Here is a 15,075-nt window from a genome sequence, read left to right on the forward strand (position 1 = left end):
ACGATTCCGCAGCCGGTCCCGCCGGCCGTCGCGCGGGCGCCGCGAGCAGCGGTCCGAGTCCCGTCCGGGCCCCGCCCGCCACCGCGGCCAGGACGTAGTGGTCCGCCGTGCCGTCACGTCACCCGCGTACGAGCAGCCGTCCGCCGGGCAGGCCCCGTGCACCGCCGCGAGCGGCGGCAGCTCCGCCCGCCGGCGCGGCCGGCGCGCGGATCCGGCCGGCGGGGTGGCCTGCGGACCGGCCGCCGGAGCGGCCCGGCCCGGACGCGGCCGAGGCGGTCACGGGGTGCGGGATCCGGACGCCCTCCCGTGCGTGACCGGGGCCGGCGGGGCCCCCGGCCCTCCCCGGGACGCGGGGACCGCCGCCCGGGGCGACCCCTTGGCCGCCTGTCGTTCGGGTGCGCGATGATGGACGGACACCACCGTGACACCTCAGGAGACCCACCCATGGCACCGCGCATCCTGCTCGCCCGGCACGGACAGACCGAATGGTCGCTGCTCGGCCGGCATACCGGCAGGACCGACATCCCCCTGCTCGACGAGGGCCGGCGGGGCGCGAAGCTGCTGGGCGAGCGGCTCCACCGGGGCCCGTGGGACGGGCTGGACGGCGTCGAGATCCGTACCAGCCCGCTGGCCCGCGCGCGGGAGACCTGCGAGCTGGCCGGCTTCGGCGACCGGGCCGAGCACTGGGACACGCTCATGGAGTGGGACTACGGCGCGTACGAGGGGATGACCCCGGCCGAGATCAAGGAGACCCGCCCCGACTGGCTGATCTGGCGCGACGGCGTGCCGGAGGGCGAGACCCTGGCCCAGCTGTCGGCCCGCGCGGACGAGGTCGTGGCCTGGGCCCGCTCGGCCGACCGGGACACCCTGGTGTTCGCGCACGGCCACGTCCTGCGTTCCATCGCCGCGCGCTGGCTGGGCGAGGACGTCTCGTTCGCCGCCCGGATACGCCTGGACCCCACCAGCCTGTCCGCCCTGGGCTGGGCCTATGGCGCGCCCGCGATCGAACGCTGGAACGACACCGGGCACCTGGAACTCGCCTAGCGCCCGTGCCGCCCGGCCGAGCCGGGGCGCCGCGGCGCCCCGGCTCGGGTGCCCCCGGGCTTCGCCGGGCGCCGTGGCGGAACCGGGGTGTGCGGCCGGCGGACGCGCGGGCTGGCACCGGTCCGGCCGAGCGCCGGCGCCGTCCCGTGGCCGCCCGGCGCCGCGCCCGCGTCGGACGCGCGCCGGGCCCGGCGCTTCCGGGCGCGGGCCGGGAGGCGGGGGCCTCAGGCCTCCCCCAGGGCCGCCCTGCGGTCCAGGAACGCCGCCACCTCCGGTGTGCCGCGCTCACCGGCCAGCAGCCGGACCGTGTCGCTCAGCATGGCCCTGATACGGCTCGACCGCACCTGTCCCAGCAGGTCCAGGACCTGTTGCCCGGCCGCCGCCGCCTCGTCCGGGGCGCCGCCCCGGGCCAGGTCCGCCGCCAGTTGCGCCCGGTAGAGCGCCAGGTTCCGCGCGAAGTGCGGGTTCTGCAGGGCCACCGCCCGGCGCGCGTGGCGGACGGCGCGCGACCAGTCGCCCAGGGCCGACCAGCACTGCGCCTCCAGGGCCTCCAGTTCCGGTTCGCCGAAGAAGGACATCCACTCCGGGTCGGCGTCGCGGGTACCGCGCGCGAAACAGGTGTGCGCCCTGCCCAGGGCCCCCTCGCACGCCTCCCGGTCGCCCAGGCCCGCCCAGCCGCCCGCCTCCCGCAGGGCCAGCAGCGCGCGCAGCCGGGGCGACCCCAGGTGCCCGGCCGCGATCTGCCCGGCCTGTGCCGCCCGAACCGCCTCCCGGTGGCGGCCGGCGTCGCGCGCCAGGAACGAGGTGTTGGAGAAGGCGTGCGCCTCCAGGGCCGGGTCACCGGCCACCCGCGCGGTGGCCAGCGCCTCCGCGTAGTGGGAGCGGGCCTCGGCCGTGCGGCCGGAGTCATGGGCCAGCCAGCCGACCGACAGGGACAGCTCCCCGGCGCCCGCCTGCATCCGGTCGGCGGTCGACCGGCGGACCGCGCTCCCCGCGTCGAGCAGGGCGTACGCGGTGCGCAGCGGCTCGGCGGCCCTGCGGTACAGCCCGTCCGCGCCGTACCGGTCGTCGAGCAGCCGGATCCTGCGGACCGCCTCCTCGACGGCCCGCACCTCCGTCTCGCCGAACCTGCCGCCGGCGCGGGGCGCGGGGATGGACCCGAGGCCGCCGAGGCCGAGCGAGGCGGCCGCCACCGCGGTGGTGCCGCTCGTCATGAATGCGCGACGCAGCACGTCGCTCTCCTCATCGTTCCGGAACGTGATGGGTGACGCCGGTGACCCGCGCGACCCGGTCGGCGCCGTTGCCGCCGGCCCGCGCACCGGTGGCGGCGCGAGGGCGCGGGCACCCCGGCCGCGCACCCGTTCCCGGGCGGCGAAGCCCAGGTCCGCCAGGGTGCGGCCGGGGAACATGTGCAGGAACACCCGCTCGTACGCGTAGTTGGGGCAGCGGATCTCGCCCGACTCCACGCGCCCGATGTAGCGGGCGTCGCATGCCACCTGCTCACCGATCTCCCGGGCCGCCCTGCGTACCGCCGCCGCGAATTCCGCCGGGGAGCGCGGGCCGCGCAGCCGGCGGAAGGCCAGATTGGGAACTGCCCGTGACGACGCCATGGCCGAGCCCTCTCCTGCGTGCTGCCGATGGTCCGGCGAGGCCAAAACGTACCGGCTGTGCCGGGGTGCGTACGCAGCGTTTGGGGAAAAACGGGATATCTCGCCCGCGATCCGCCATGAACTGCCATCCTTTGCGGCGGCGTGCCGCCGTAGCCGTTGACGTTCCGGGGCGTTGAACCATGCGGAGAGACGCAGTGTGTCTTCACACGGGGACTCGAGCGAGGAGGAATCCCTTGTTGGAGGTCGGTATGGAGGCGAGTCCGCGGCCCGGTGGCTCATCACACCCGGAGCCCCTGCCGGAAGCACTCACCACGGGCCGGCACCGGCCGGAGCCGGCGGGGGAGCCGGGCGCCCCGCCCGCCGCCGCCGGACCGTGCGCCGCCGGACCGCCCGCCGCCGAGCCCCCGCAGTGCGGCGGCGAACCCTGTGACCTGGTCACGGTCCCCACCCGGCAGGGCCTGGAGGCGGTCGACATCCTGCGCCGCGGCGGCGCACCCGCGGTCGGCCCCGTCCTGCACGACGGGCACTGCGACACGCTCGGGTTCCTGGTGCCGCCGGGCACCGCCGCCCGCTGGGACGTGCCGGGCAGCGACTGCACGCGGACCCAGGGGCGCGGCCTGCGGCTCACCGGCGCGGTGCTCGAGCCGCCCGTGTCCGGCACCGGCTGGCTGCTGCCCCCCACGGACACCGGCCAGGTCACCGACCCGGCCGTCCTGCGCGAGGCGCTGGGGGAGGCCGCCAGGCTCATCGAGGCCGCCGACAACTGCCGGTAGCGGACGACCGGGGGTACGCGACCGACGGCCGCCGGCGGGCGGCCGTCCACGCGCTGTTCCGGCCACCCGATAATGGGCCAATGGCGAGAAACAGGCAGCGTGCGCGTACGGCGGCCCCCGAAACCGTCGTCGCGGCCGTGGACGGCGGGCGCGCCGAGCTGATACCCGACCGGGAACGGCCCCGCGCCTGGACGCTGCTCATCGACGGCGCCCCCCAGTCGCACGTCGACCTCGACGACCCCACCCGGCTGACCTTCGCGTACCAGCGGCGGCTCGGGCACATGGCGGACCTCGTCGCCCCGCCCGGCCGGCCCCTGCACGCCGTCCACCTCGGGGGCGGTGCCCTCACCCTCGCCCGCTATGTCGCCGCCACCCGCCCCCGCTCGACCCAGCAGGTCGTGGAACTGGACGCGCCGCTGGTGCAACTGGTCCGCCGGGAACTGCCGCTGGACCCCGCAGCCCGGATCCGGGTGCGCGGCGCCGACGCCCGCGCGGGGCTGGGCAAGGTGCCGGACGGCTGGGCGGACCTGGTCATCGCGGACGTCTTCAGCGGGGCCCGCACGCCGGCCCATCTGACCAGTACGGAATTCCTCGGCGAGGTGCGGCGGGTGCTGAAGCCCGGCGGCTGCTACGCGGCCAACCTCGCCGACGGGCCGCCGCTGGCCCATCTGCGCGGCCAGATCGCCACCGCCGCCGCCCTCTTCCCCGAACTGGCGCTCGCCGCCGACCCGGCCGTACTGCGCGGACGGCGCTTCGGCAACGCCGTACTCCTCGCGTCGGACGCGCCGCTCCCCGTCGCCGAGCTGACCCGGCGGGTGGCCACCGATCCCCATCCGGGACGGGTGGAACACGGGCGGGAGCTGGCCGACTTCACCGGTGGGGCGGCCGTGGTCACCGACGCGGACGCCAAGCCCTCGCCGGCGCCGCCCGCGAAGACCTTCGACTGACGACCGGCGGGACGGCGACCGGCGGCCACGGGTCAGCGTTCGTCGATCTCCACGTGCGGGGCGCCGTCGTGCCAGACGCAGAACACCGAGATCTCGTGCCCGCCCCGGGTGAACGTCACCCGGATCCAGGTCGGCTGCTTCCACACCTGGATCCGCCAGCCGGACGCCGGCGTGGCCGAGACCAGCCCGGCCGACGAGGGGCCGATGTCGAACACCGCCCGGCCGCCCTCCACCGAGTAACCCCGCACGTCGCCGGCGGTGGCCGGGGCGCGGGTCGGGGCGCGGGTCGGGGCGGCCGGCGGGGCGCTGCGGGCGGGGGCCGCCGGCCGCGACGGCTTCGCGGACCGGGACGGGGACGCGGAGGGGGTGGCCCCGGGGTCCTTGGCGCGCCGGGTGGACGAGGCGAGCGGCTCGGGGCCGTGCGGGCTCGGGCGGTCGGCGGCGATGGGCAGCGCGCGGGGCGGGTCGTACGCCGTGCCGGCCATCACCGTGTGCACGCCCCACCACGACAGCGTGACCGCCGCGCCGGTGGCGAGCGACCACGCCACCGCGTGTACGAGTCCTCTACGCATCCGGGCCATAGTGCACCACCCGCTCCCCACCTCACCATCGGTCCCCCGGTTCCCCCGAATGGCGTACGGTGCCGCCCATGGCAAGTGTGCTCGTGGTCGAGGACGACCAGTTCGTGCGCTCGGCCCTCATCCGGCACCTGACCGAGGCGTCCCATACCGTGCGGAGCGTCGGTACGGCCCTGGAGGCGCTGCGCGAGGTGGCCCACGTCCGCTTCGACCTGGTCATCCTCGACCTCGGTCTGCCCGATCTCGACGGCGCGGAGGCGCTGAAGATGCTGCGGGGCATCACCGACGTACCGGTGATCATCGCGACCGCGCGGGACGACGAGGCCGAGATCGTACGGCTCCTCAACGACGGTGCCGACGACTATCTGACCAAGCCGTTCTCGGTGGAACACCTGTCCGCGCGGATGGCGGCCGTACTGCGCCGCTCGCGCGCCGCCGCCGGAGAGGCGCCGCCGAGCCGGGTCCTGCGGGTCGGCGGGCTGACCGTCGACCCGCTGCGGCGCCAGGCCGAACTGGACGGGGCGCGGCTGGAACTGACGCGGCGTGAGTTCGACCTGCTGGCGTTCCTGGCCGGCCGGCCCGGGGTGGTCGTCGCCCGCCGGGAGCTGCTCGCCGAGGTGTGGCAGCAGTCGTACGGCGACGACCAGACCATCGACGTCCATCTGTCGTGGCTGCGCCGCAAACTGGGTGAGACCGCCGCGCGGCCCCGCTATCTGCACACGCTGCGGGGGGTCGGGGTGAAGCTGGAGCCGCCGCAGTGAGGTGGGCGCTCGTCAAGGTGGCGCTGGCCGTCACGGTGATGGTGGTCGTCGCCTTCGCCGTACCCCTGGGCCTGGTCATCAAGGAGATGGCCCGGGACCGGGCCTTCACCAACGCCGAGCGGCAGGCCGCCGCCATCGGCCCCACCCTGTCCATCACCACCGACCGCGACCAGCTCGAACGGGCCGTCGCCTCCACCCAGGCCGGCGCCGCGGGGCGGATGGCGGTGCACGTACCGGCGCCGGACGGGCCGGACGGGCCGGGCGGCCGGCCGATGGAGATCGGCACGGGCCGGGCGGCCGGGAAGCACCTGGCCACCGTCCGGCGGGAGCCGCGGGCCTCCACCGCCGAGGTCCCCGGCGGTTACGCGCTGCTCCAGCCCACCGCGATCAGCTCCGGTCAGATCGCGATCGTCGAGGTGTACGTGCCGGAGGGCGAGGTGTCCAACGGCCTGGCCACCGCCTGGCTGATCCTCGCCGGGGTGGGCCTCGCGCTGGTCGTCGGCTCCGTCGCGGTCGCCGACCGGCTCGGCGTACGGATGGTGCGGCCCGCCCAGCGGCTCGCGCGTGCCGCGCACGACCTGGGTGAGGGCAGGCTGGGCGCCCGGGTGCCCGAGGAGGGGCCCACCGAACTGCGGTCGGCGGCCGTGGCCTTCAACTCGATGGCCGACCAGGTCGTCCAGCTCCTGGCCAACGAGCGGGAGCTGGCCGCCGACCTCTCCCACCGGCTGCGCACCCCGCTGACCGTGCTGCGCCTCAACGCCGCCTCGCTGGGCGAAGGGCCGGCCGCCGACCAGACCCGGGCCGCCGTGGAGCAGCTGGAGCGGGAGGTGGACACCATCATCCGTACCGCGCGGGCGGCCAAGCCGCAGACCCAGGCGGCCGGGGCCGGCGGCGGGTGCGATGTGTCGGAGGTCGTACGGGAGCGGATGGCCTTCTGGTCGGCGCTCGCCGAGGACGAGGGACGCAAGGCGCGTGTGGCGGGCGTGGACCGGCCGGTACGCATCCCGGTCGCGCGCCCCGAACTGGTCGCCGCGCTCGACGCGCTGCTCGGCAACGTCTTCCGCCACACCCCGGAGGGCACCGCCTTCTCGGTCGACGTGCACAACGGCGAGGACGCCGTGATCGTGCTCGTCTCGGACGCCGGGCCCGGTATCGCGGACCCGGAGGCGGCCATGGCGCGCGGCAACAGCGGGGAGCGGGACGGCTCGACGGGACTCGGCCTGGACATCGTGCGGCGGGTGGCCGAGTCGACCGGCGGGGACGTCCGCATCGGGCGGTCGGTCCTGGGCGGCACGGAGGTGCGCCTGTGGATCGGGCTGGGCGGCCGGCTGGACGGGCGCCCCCGGGGACGGCTGGCGGCCAGGCTGCACCGCCGGCGACGCGGGCGCCGGATGTCCCGGCGGCGTACGCCCGGCTCCGCTTAATTCACGCCCATGGCGACCTTAAGCGGAGCCTAAGACTCCCAACTGCCGTCCTGATTGGGTCGATTGCCGGTTTGCGGCGCGCTAGCGTGCTGCGTGTCGGCATTCCCCGAGTAGTACAGAGGCAGGCACACGCGATGGGCATCGGAGTCCCCGGCCACCGGGACAGGGCGAGCGGCGGGACCCCGGAGTCCGGCCCGCCGGCGAGCGGTGCGCGGCGGGAGCCGTGAACCACGCGGACACCACCCGCGGTTCGCTCCTCCGGCGACCACTGGCCCTCACCGAGGCGTTCGCCACCCACCGGTGACCGCTCGCACCTGCCCCCCTACCGCGCGCTCCGGCCGGCCCCACCCCCCCCATCCGGCCGGAGCGCGCCTTTTCGCGTACCCCGCCCCGGCGGGCGGCGCCCGATTGTCCGGCGGGGGGCGTGTTTCCGGGTCCGCGCGGGGAATTCCCGGCGTATTCACCTCGTCCTGGTGTGGCCCGGAAAGAGATCATCCACAAAGCCATGGATCAATGTAATATGCGGTTCGGGAAGTTGCTTCGGCGGTGTCGTGGTGCTGTCCGGCCGCGGCGGGTGACCCGCATGAGCCGCCCCCGTCCAGGCTGTCCGGGCCGACGAGGCCATTGCAGGTAAGGCGTGTGCGAGATGGGGTTACCGCGCGTGGCGCGTCGGGCCGGGCCGGGCGCCGTCCGCGCGGCCGGGGGCGAATTCCCCCGGCGGTATGCCGATTTCCCCATCTCATGTCAAGACCGCGATCCGCCATTCGGCTGTTCGCCGGTGCTTGTCCCTTTCGTCATAGGCCCACCGGACGTTTTTCGCCACCCCGTTCGAAGCTCCTGTCGCCGTTCGCGGTTCGACCGGCGCCACCCGCCCGACGGGGTCCTCCGGGCCGCCACCCGCCGCGCACCGACCCGGCCCGCGCGCCGGGTCCGGCGCCCCGGGCCCACCCGCTCCGCGTGAGCGCCCCCGCGGCCCGCCCGGGTCCCGTGGCCGCTCCGGCGTGCCCCGGGGGCCCCGTGGCCCCGTGGAAGCGCCGGCGCGCGGACGCGCCCCGGCCGCCCCGGCCAACGACACAGCACGCACGTACACCGAGAGGAACAGAACATGGCGGAATGGAACGCGGCACAGCTCCAGGCGCGTGGAACGCTGTTGGGGCGGCTGTTCGGTTCGAGGGTGACGGAGGTCGTGGGCCTGATGGCGAGGATGGACCTCGCCGACGCGATCGGGGACGCCGAGGTGGACCTCGCCGACCTCGCCCGGAGGTACGACATCGCACCCGGGCAACTGAACCGGCTGCTGCGGGCCCTGGCGAGCCTGGACATGTGCGAGGAGACGGCCCCCGGCCGGTTCCGCCTCACCGAGAGCGGCGCGCTGCTGCGCAAGGACCACCCCGACTCCCTGTACGCGTTCGCCCGGTTCCACACCTCTCCGGTGACGCTGCGGCCGTGGACCCGCCTGGAGGAGAACATACGGACCGGGCGCACCGCCTTCGACGAGCACTTCGGCATGCCGCTCTACGAGTACTTCGCCCAGGACGCGGAACTGACCGCGCTGTTCAACACCGCCATGAGCCAGGAGAGCCACGAGACGGCCGCCACGGTGGCGGACCACTACGACTTCGGCGGGTTCACCGAGGTGACCGACGTCGGCGGCGGCGACGGCACGCTGATCGCCGCGATCCTCGACCGCCACCCCGGGCTGAAGGGCGTGGTCTTCGAGACCGTCGAGGGGGCCGCCCAGGCCGCCGGAACCGTGAAGGCCGCCGGGCTGGAGGGCCGGTGCAGGATCGCCACCGGTGACTTCTTCGCCTCCGTGCCGCCGGGCTCGGACCTGTACGTCATCAAGAGCGTCATCCACAACTGGAACGACGAGCGCGCGGCCGCCATCCTGCGCAACTGCCGGGCGGCGATGTCCGACAGCAGCCGCCTGCTGATCATCGACGTGGTCCTGCCCGAGACGGCCGCCCCGGACGCGGCGGGCCTGAACCCCTACATCAAGGACCTCCAGATGATGGTCCTGGTCGGCGGCCGGGAACGCACCCGGGCCGACTTCGACGCCCTGTGCGCCCAGGCGGACCTCAGGGTCACCGACGTGGTCCCGCTGCCGTCCCACGTGGGCCTCAGTGTGATCGAGGTCGCTCCGGCCTGACCGCCGCCGCACCGCTCGCCCTCGGGGCCGCACCATTCGCCCTCGGGTACGACGAAGGCCCGGCCTGTTCTCACAGGCCGGGCCTTCGTTCATCAGGGTGAGTAACGGGACTCGAACCCGCGACATCCTGGACCACAACCAGGTGCTCTACCTGCTGAGCTATACCCACCACGACCGGTCTCTTCTTCCCGACCGGCCGAGAAAAAGTGTACAGGGTCCGGGAGGGTGCTCGCTGCCACCTTTCGGGGGAGGCCCGGCGGAGGGGTTACGCGGCGGGGTCGACCGGCAGGACGTGGCGGGCGGCGATCGACTTCGCGGTGTCCGAGTCGGGGCCGGGCTGCGGGACGAAGATCGCCTCGCGGTAGTAGCGCAGCTCCGCGATGGACTCCCGGATGTCGGCCAGCGCCCGGTGGTTGCCGCTCTTGTCCGGGCTGTTGAAGTACGCCCTCGGGTACCAGCGGCGGGCCAGCTCCTTGACCGAGGAGACGTCCACGATCCGATAGTGGAGGTGGGCCTCCAGCGTGGGCATGTCGCGCAGCAGGAAGCCGCGGTCGGTGGAGACCGAGTTCCCGCACAGCGGCGCCTTGCCGGGCTCCTTGACGTGTTCGCGTACGTACGCCAGGACCTGCTCCTCGGCCTCGGCCAGCGTCGTGCCGGCGGCCAGCTCGTCCAGGAGGCCGGAGGCGGTGTGCATCCGCCGCACCACCTCGGGCATGGTCTCCAGCGCGGCGTCCGGCGGGCGGATCACGATGTCCACGCCTTCGCCGAGTACGTTCAGGTCCGAGTCGGTGACCAGTGCGGCCACCTCGATGAGTGCGTCGTCCGTCAGCGAGAGCCCGGTCATCTCGCAGTCGATCCACACCATGCGGTCGTTCATGCGTCCTACCTTAGAGGGACGGCCGCCGGGGGGATGCTGTCGTGCACCCCCACCGGCGGCCGCCTGGTCCTCATGGCGCGGTGCGCTGGCCCGGCAGGGCCACCCTTCCGGGGGCGTACGCGTCCGCGTGCGGCTTGCCCGGCTCGGGAGGTGCCCCGCGCCGCACCGGCGCCGGGCCCTGTGACGGGAGCGCCGACTCCGCCACCGCCGCCGGGGCGCCCGAGTCGCTCTGCGGGCGCCGGGCCCGGTAGGCGGCCCGGTACGCGGCCGGCGACGAGCCGAGCTGGCGCCGGAAGTGGCCGCGCAGGGCCACCGGCGAGCGGAAGCCGCACCGGCCGGCCACCTCGTCGACCGAGTAGTCGGACGTCTCCAGCAGCCGCTGTGCCTGGAGCACCCGCTGGGTGATCAGCCACTGGAGCGGCGCCGAGCCCGTCAGCGAACGGAAGCGGCGGTCGAAGGTCCGCCGGCTCATGTACGCGCGGGCGGCGAGCGTCTCCACGTCGAACTGCTCATGGAGGTGCTCCAGCGCCCACGCGACGACCTCGGCGAGCGGGTCCGCGCCGATCTCCTCCGGCAGCGACCGGTCGAGATAGCGCTCCTGCCCGCCGCTGCGCCGCGGTGGCACGACCAGCCGCCGGGCCAGCGCCCCGGCGGCCTCGGCCCCGTGGTCCGTCCGCACGATGTGCAGACAGAGGTCGATGCCGGCCGCCGTTCCCGCGGACGTCAGTACGTCCCCGTCGTCCACGAAGAGCTCCCGCGGGTCCACGTGGACCGACGGATAGCGCTTGGCGAGTGTCGGCGCGTACATCCAGTGCGTGGTGGCCGGCCGCCCGTCCAGTAATCCGGCGGCGGCCAGCACGAACGCGCCGGTGCACAGCCCGACGATGCGGGCGCCCTCCTCGTGTGCGCGGCGCAGCGCGTCGAGCGCCTCGGCCGGTGGCGGTGAAGTGATCGACCGCCAGGCCGGTACGACGACGGTGCCCGCCCTGCTGATCGCCTCCAGGCCGTACGGCGCGGAGAGTTCGAGCCCCCCTGTCGTTCGCAGTGGTCCATCCTCGCCCGCGCAGACGAGCAGCCTGTAGCGCGGTACTCCGGCGTCCTGGCGGTCAATCCCGAACACCGAAAGCGGAATGGAACTCTCGAAGATGGGGCCGCCGCTGAACAGCAGCACTGCGACGACCTCGCGACGGCGGCGTCCGGACAGTTTGCGTCCGGCCTCCGGTGCGGCGGAGTCCTGGCTCATGACGCTAAGCCCCCCTCGGTGTTCGCGTCTCCTAGGTCCTGTCGCTCCTGCACGTTTCCCCTCGGTTTTGCACGAGTCCCCAGCCTTCGATACTCATGATCGAATCTACTGTGTTCCGTGCCGCCGGCGTGACAAGTTCCGCATCCGGGACTATGTCGACAAGGCAACTTGGCGCGAAGCATTCGATCACGAAGCGTTCCACTCGCGAGCCCCGCAGGGAAGGCCGCCTCGCGTGCATGGCCCATCCGCGTAGGGTGCGAGAGACCCGATCGCCCCTTTCTTTCCTGGTGGCAAGGGGGTTGACAGGCCATTCCCGGACGGATGGGCCTGGTGACCGAAGTTGGCTGAAAACCTACGGGCGTGCACGTGCGAACCCGTCAGTCTCCGGGCGCACCTCCGGCGCCATGACGGCCTCCCCGGTGCGCTCCGGCTCCGGTGCGGGAGTGCCGGCCCCGGTGCGGGACGGCGGCCGCCGCGCGCTGCTCGGCGCGCAACCGGGCGGCGATCCGCTCGGAGCGGCGCAGCAGCAGCCGGCAGGCGGCGGTCACGGCGGCGAGCCCGAGGGCGGTCCCGGCGGCGGCCGTGAAGGACATCCCGTGCACGATCAGGACGACGGGGACGAGGGCGCAGCTGAAGGCGGCCCAGCGCACCACCTCGCCCGCCGCGTCGGCGGGCGGGTGGCCGGCGGCGCGGGCCGCCGGTGGCCCGGGCGGGGGAGCGGCCGCGTGGGCCGGCGGACGGGGCGCGGGCGGGCGGGTGGCCGGGGCGGCCGGTGGTGCGGGCACGGGGAGCTCCTGGGGCGGCGGGCGGACCGTGCGGCCCAACGAGGAACGGAACGCTCCGGTCACTGCGCACGGCGCCGGAAGGAGGGGTGGCCGCGGGGCGCCGGAGGGGCCCGTGGGGAACACCTGTAGCGGGCATCCGGCATTGCCAGAAGGGGAGGGGCTCGGGCATGCTCCCTGGAACGCCGGGTGCGGGCGGTGGGCACTGGGCACGACGGGAGTGGCGCCGTACCCTTGGGGGTACGGGGTGGGAAGACGCTTCCCGGACACAGCTCCGCCGCCAACCGTTGTTGCCACGTCCCTTCCCACAAGGACCTTCTTCGTCGAGACACCGATGGCCGGTCACGAAATCCCTGAACCAGCGGACCGCAGGCAGGTCGCCGATTCCACGGTCGACCCCCTCGCGGCGGACGAGACACACCACTCCTGCGATCCCGCCTTCCAGCACGGGGTGGTCGTCGGGTTCGACGGCTCGACGTCCAGTGAGCGGGCTCTCGCGTACGCCATCGGGATGGCCCGCCGGTCCGGCTCCGGTCTGATCATCGTGCACGTCGCCAACCGGCTGCCCACCACGGTGTGGGCGGGCTGCGAGCCGCCGGTCTTCGTCGACGTGCCGGACCACCGCACCGAGGTGCTCGGACTGGAGCTCGCCTGCGCGGACTACCTCTGCGAGGTGCCGTGGATCCTGGTGGAGCGCGGCGGTGACATCTGCCACGAGCTGGAGGAGGTCGGCCGGGAGTACGCGGCCGACGCCATCGTGGTCGGGTCCACGCACGGCATCGTCGGCCGCATCTTCGGCTCGGTGGCCGGCCGGCTGGCGCGGCGCGCCCAGCGGCCGGTGGTGGTCATCCCGTAACCGCCGGACCCCTCGCGGGTACCGCCGCCGCTGCCCGCCGGCCGGACGTGCTCGCCCGTACGGAGCAGGGCGGCTCCCGGCGCGCCGGTGCGCGCGGGGAGCCGCCCTTCGGTGTGCCGCCACCGGCGGCGTACCACCGGCCCACCACCGGCGGCGTGCCGCCCGCGGCGCGGCGTGGAACTACTCGACCGTGACCGACTTGGCCAGGTTGCGCGGCTTGTCGATGTCCCGGCCCAGGGCGAGGGCCGTGTGGTACGCGAAGAGCTGGAGCGGGATGCCCATCAGGATCGGGTCCAGCTCGTCCTCGTTCTTCGGGACGACGATGGTGTGGTCGGCCTTCTCCTGGGGCTGGTGCGCGACCGCGAGGATCCTGCCGCTGCGGGCCTTGATCTCCTCCATCGCGGCCCGGTTCTTCTCCAGCAGCGAGTCGTTGGGGACGATCGCGACGGTCGGCATCGCCGGCTCGATGAGCGCCAGCGGGCCGTGCTTGAGCTCGGAGGCCGGGTAGGCCTCGGCGTGGATGTAGGAGATCTCCTTGAGCTTCAGGGACGCCTCCAGGGCGACCGGGTAGCCCCGGACACGGCCGATGAACATCATCGACTTGGCCTCGGCGTACTCGGCGGCCAGCTTCTTGATGTCCTCCTCGCCCTGGAGGATCTCCTGGATCTGCTCGGGCAGCTTGCGCAGGCCCTCGATGATCCGCTTGCCCTCGGCGACCGACAGGTCCCGGATGCGGCCCAGGTGCAGGGCGAGCAGCGCGAACGCGACGACCGTGTTGGTGAAGCACTTGGTGGAGACCACGCAGACCTCCGGGCCGGCGTGCACGTACACGCCGCCGTCGGCCTCGCGGGCGATCGCGGAGCCCACGACGTTGACCACGCCGAGGACGCGGGCGCCCTTGCGCTTGAGCTCCTGCACGGCGGCGAGCACGTCGTAGGTCTCACCGGACTGGGAGACGGCGATGTAGAGCGTGTCGGGGTCCACCACCGGGTTGCGGTAGCGGAACTCGGAGGCCGGCTCGGAGTCGGCGGGGATGCGGGCCAGGCCCTCGATCAGCGAGGCGCCGATCATGCCCGCGTGGTACGAGGTGCCACAGCCGAGGATCTTCACGCGGCGGATGCCGCGGGCCTCGCGGGCGTCCAGGTTGAGCCCGCCCAGGTGCACGGTGGAGAACTTCTCGTCGATGCGGCCGCGCAGGACGCGGTCCACGGCGTCGGACTGCTCCGAGATCTCCTTGTGCATGTACGTGTCGTGGCCGCCCATGTCGTAGGAGGCGGCCTCCCACTCCACGGTCTCCGGGGTGGCGGTGGTGCGCGTGCCCGAGGTGGTGTACGTACGGAAGTCGTCGGCCTTCAGGGTGGCCATCTCGCCGTCGTCGAGGGTGACGACCTGGCGGGTGTGGGAGATCAGCGCGGCGACGTCCGAGGCGACGAACATCTCCTTCTCGCCGATGCCCAGGACGACCGGGGAGCCGTTGCGGGCCACGACGATGCGGTCGTTGAAGTCGGCGTGCATGACGGCGATGCCGTACGTGCCCTCGACCACCTTGAGGGCCTCGCGGACCTTCTCCTCCAGGGTCTCGGCCTGGGAGCGGGCGACCAGGTGGGTGATGACCTCGGTGTCGGTCTCGGAGGCGAAGACGACGCCGTCCGCCACCAGCTTCGCGCGCAGCTCGTCGGCGTTGTCCACGATGCCGTTGTGGACGACCGCGACCTTGTTCTCGGGGTCGAGGTGCGGGTGCGAGTTCACATCGCTGGGGGCGCCGTGGGTGGCCCAGCGGGTGTGGGCGATGCCGGTGGTGCCGGTGAAGCGCTTGGGGATCCGGGCCTCCAGGTCGCGGACGCGGCCCTTGGCCTTGACCATCTTCAGCCCGGTGGACTTCGGGCTGGTGATGACGACGCCCGCGGAGTCGTAACCCCGGTACTCCAGCCGCTGCAGGCCCTCCAGCAGCAGCGGAGCCACATCACGCTTACCGATATAACCGACAATTCCGCACATAAAGTGTCTGCCCCTCCGAGTGGTTGCGGGTGT

The 15,075-nt window shown here is 74.0% G+C and carries 13 protein-coding genes and 1 tRNA gene; 7 read left to right on the forward strand and 7 right to left on the reverse strand.

Annotated features, from left to right (window positions below):
* Positions 1 to 444 precede the first annotated feature (444 nt).
* A complete protein-coding gene (locus tag AB0H53_RS02720; protein WP_362106058.1) occupies positions 445 to 1,044 on the forward strand; it encodes a histidine phosphatase family protein in 600 nt (199 codons plus the stop codon).
* A gap of 224 nt (positions 1,045 to 1,268) precedes the next feature.
* On the opposite strand, the gene AB0H53_RS02725 is transcribed toward AB0H53_RS02720, so the two are convergent.
* Positions 1,269 to 2,654 (reverse strand): tetratricopeptide repeat protein, encoded by a 1,386-nt coding sequence (locus AB0H53_RS02725; RefSeq protein WP_362106061.1) that lies wholly within the window; start codon positions 2,652 to 2,654, stop codon positions 1,269 to 1,271.
* Positions 2,655 to 2,902: 248 nt separating this feature from the next.
* Here AB0H53_RS02725 and AB0H53_RS02730 point away from each other — a divergent pair, with 248 nt between their 5' ends.
* Together AB0H53_RS02730 and AB0H53_RS02735 are read left to right on the forward strand one after the other, a co-directional pair.
* The gene (locus tag AB0H53_RS02730; protein ID WP_362106064.1) at positions 2,903 to 3,427 is read left to right on the forward strand and encodes a hypothetical protein; all 525 of its coding nucleotides are present in this window, start codon (positions 2,903 to 2,905) and stop codon (positions 3,425 to 3,427) included.
* A gap of 80 nt (positions 3,428 to 3,507) precedes the next feature.
* The gene (locus AB0H53_RS02735; protein WP_362106067.1) at positions 3,508 to 4,374 is read left to right on the forward strand and encodes a fused MFS/spermidine synthase; all 867 of its coding nucleotides are present in this window, start codon (positions 3,508 to 3,510) and stop codon (positions 4,372 to 4,374) included.
* Positions 4,375 to 4,406: 32 nt separating this feature from the next.
* On the opposite strand, the gene AB0H53_RS02740 is transcribed toward AB0H53_RS02735, so the two are convergent.
* The gene (locus AB0H53_RS02740; protein ID WP_362106070.1) at positions 4,407 to 4,955 is read right to left on the reverse strand and encodes a hypothetical protein; all 549 of its coding nucleotides are present in this window, start codon (positions 4,953 to 4,955) and stop codon (positions 4,407 to 4,409) included.
* Between the two features lie 68 nt (positions 4,956 to 5,023).
* Between AB0H53_RS02740 and AB0H53_RS02745 the strand changes: the two genes are divergently transcribed.
* The 3 genes from AB0H53_RS02745 (at position 5,024) to AB0H53_RS02755 (ending at position 9,286) form a co-directional block, all read left to right on the forward strand.
* Complete coding sequence (locus AB0H53_RS02745) at positions 5,024 to 5,713, forward strand: response regulator transcription factor (protein WP_362106073.1); 690 nt, start codon at positions 5,024 to 5,026, stop codon at positions 5,711 to 5,713.
* Positions 5,710 to 7,137 carry a HAMP domain-containing sensor histidine kinase gene (locus tag AB0H53_RS02750; RefSeq protein ID WP_362106076.1) on the forward strand — a complete coding sequence of 476 codons (1,428 nt, stop codon included), beginning with the start codon at positions 5,710 to 5,712 and terminating at the stop codon, positions 7,135 to 7,137. The genes AB0H53_RS02745 and AB0H53_RS02750 overlap by 4 nt, the downstream gene beginning before the upstream one ends.
* Before the next feature lie 1,105 nt (positions 7,138 to 8,242).
* Positions 8,243 to 9,286, forward strand: coding sequence for a methyltransferase (locus AB0H53_RS02755; protein WP_362106078.1), 1,044 nt, complete (start codon positions 8,243 to 8,245; stop codon positions 9,284 to 9,286).
* A 96-nt stretch (positions 9,287 to 9,382) separates the two neighbouring features.
* On the opposite strand, the gene AB0H53_RS02760 is transcribed toward AB0H53_RS02755, so the two are convergent.
* From AB0H53_RS02760 to AB0H53_RS02775, 4 genes are all read right to left on the reverse strand, one after another.
* Positions 9,383 to 9,455 (reverse strand) — tRNA-His (locus AB0H53_RS02760).
* 96 nt (positions 9,456 to 9,551) lie between these two features.
* Positions 9,552 to 10,163 (reverse strand): oligoribonuclease, encoded by a 612-nt coding sequence (gene orn / locus AB0H53_RS02765; RefSeq protein WP_362106081.1) that lies wholly within the window; start codon positions 10,161 to 10,163, stop codon positions 9,552 to 9,554.
* A 70-nt stretch (positions 10,164 to 10,233) separates the two neighbouring features.
* Positions 10,234 to 11,406 carry a helix-turn-helix domain-containing protein gene (locus AB0H53_RS02770; protein ID WP_362106084.1) on the reverse strand — a complete coding sequence of 391 codons (1,173 nt, stop codon included), beginning with the start codon at positions 11,404 to 11,406 and terminating at the stop codon, positions 10,234 to 10,236.
* Positions 11,407 to 11,783: 377 nt separating this feature from the next.
* Complete coding sequence (locus AB0H53_RS02775; RefSeq protein WP_362106425.1) at positions 11,784 to 12,059, reverse strand: hypothetical protein; 276 nt, start codon at positions 12,057 to 12,059, stop codon at positions 11,784 to 11,786.
* A gap of 463 nt (positions 12,060 to 12,522) precedes the next feature.
* On the opposite strand from AB0H53_RS02775, the gene AB0H53_RS02780 reads away from it, so the two are divergent.
* Positions 12,523 to 13,044 (forward strand): universal stress protein, encoded by a 522-nt coding sequence (locus AB0H53_RS02780; RefSeq protein WP_362106087.1) that lies wholly within the window; start codon positions 12,523 to 12,525, stop codon positions 13,042 to 13,044.
* A gap of 180 nt (positions 13,045 to 13,224) precedes the next feature.
* Here the strand turns inward: AB0H53_RS02780 and glmS are convergent, their stop codons facing one another.
* A complete protein-coding gene (gene glmS / locus AB0H53_RS02785) occupies positions 13,225 to 15,042 on the reverse strand; it encodes a glutamine--fructose-6-phosphate transaminase (isomerizing) (RefSeq protein WP_362106090.1) in 1,818 nt (605 codons plus the stop codon).
* Positions 15,043 to 15,075 lie beyond the last annotated feature (33 nt).

It is taken from the genome of Streptomyces sp. NPDC050856 (assembly GCF_040653855.1).
GTDB lineage: Bacteria > Actinomycetota > Actinomycetes > Streptomycetales > Streptomycetaceae > Streptomyces.

Coding starts and splice junctions, on each gene's coding strand:
- AB0H53_RS02720 (WP_362106058.1), top strand. CDS start 445: ATGGCACCGCGCATCCTGCTCGCCCGGCACGGACAGACCGAATGGTCG.
- AB0H53_RS02725 (WP_362106061.1), bottom strand. CDS start 2,654: ATGGCGTCGTCACGGGCAGTTCCCAATCTGGCCTTCCGCCGGCTGCGC.
- AB0H53_RS02730 (WP_362106064.1), top strand. CDS start 2,903: ATGGAGGCGAGTCCGCGGCCCGGTGGCTCATCACACCCGGAGCCCCTG.
- AB0H53_RS02735 (WP_362106067.1), top strand. CDS start 3,508: ATGGCGAGAAACAGGCAGCGTGCGCGTACGGCGGCCCCCGAAACCGTC.
- AB0H53_RS02740 (WP_362106070.1), bottom strand. CDS start 4,955: ATGGCCCGGATGCGTAGAGGACTCGTACACGCGGTGGCGTGGTCGCTC.
- AB0H53_RS02745 (WP_362106073.1), top strand. CDS start 5,024: ATGGCAAGTGTGCTCGTGGTCGAGGACGACCAGTTCGTGCGCTCGGCC.
- AB0H53_RS02755 (WP_362106078.1), top strand. CDS start 8,243: ATGGCGGAATGGAACGCGGCACAGCTCCAGGCGCGTGGAACGCTGTTG.
- orn (WP_362106081.1), bottom strand. CDS start 10,163: ATGAACGACCGCATGGTGTGGATCGACTGCGAGATGACCGGGCTCTCG.
- AB0H53_RS02770 (WP_362106084.1), bottom strand. CDS start 11,406: ATGAGCCAGGACTCCGCCGCACCGGAGGCCGGACGCAAACTGTCCGGA.
- AB0H53_RS02780 (WP_362106087.1), top strand. CDS start 12,523: ATGGCCGGTCACGAAATCCCTGAACCAGCGGACCGCAGGCAGGTCGCC.
- glmS (WP_362106090.1), bottom strand. CDS start 15,042: ATGTGCGGAATTGTCGGTTATATCGGTAAGCGTGATGTGGCTCCGCTG.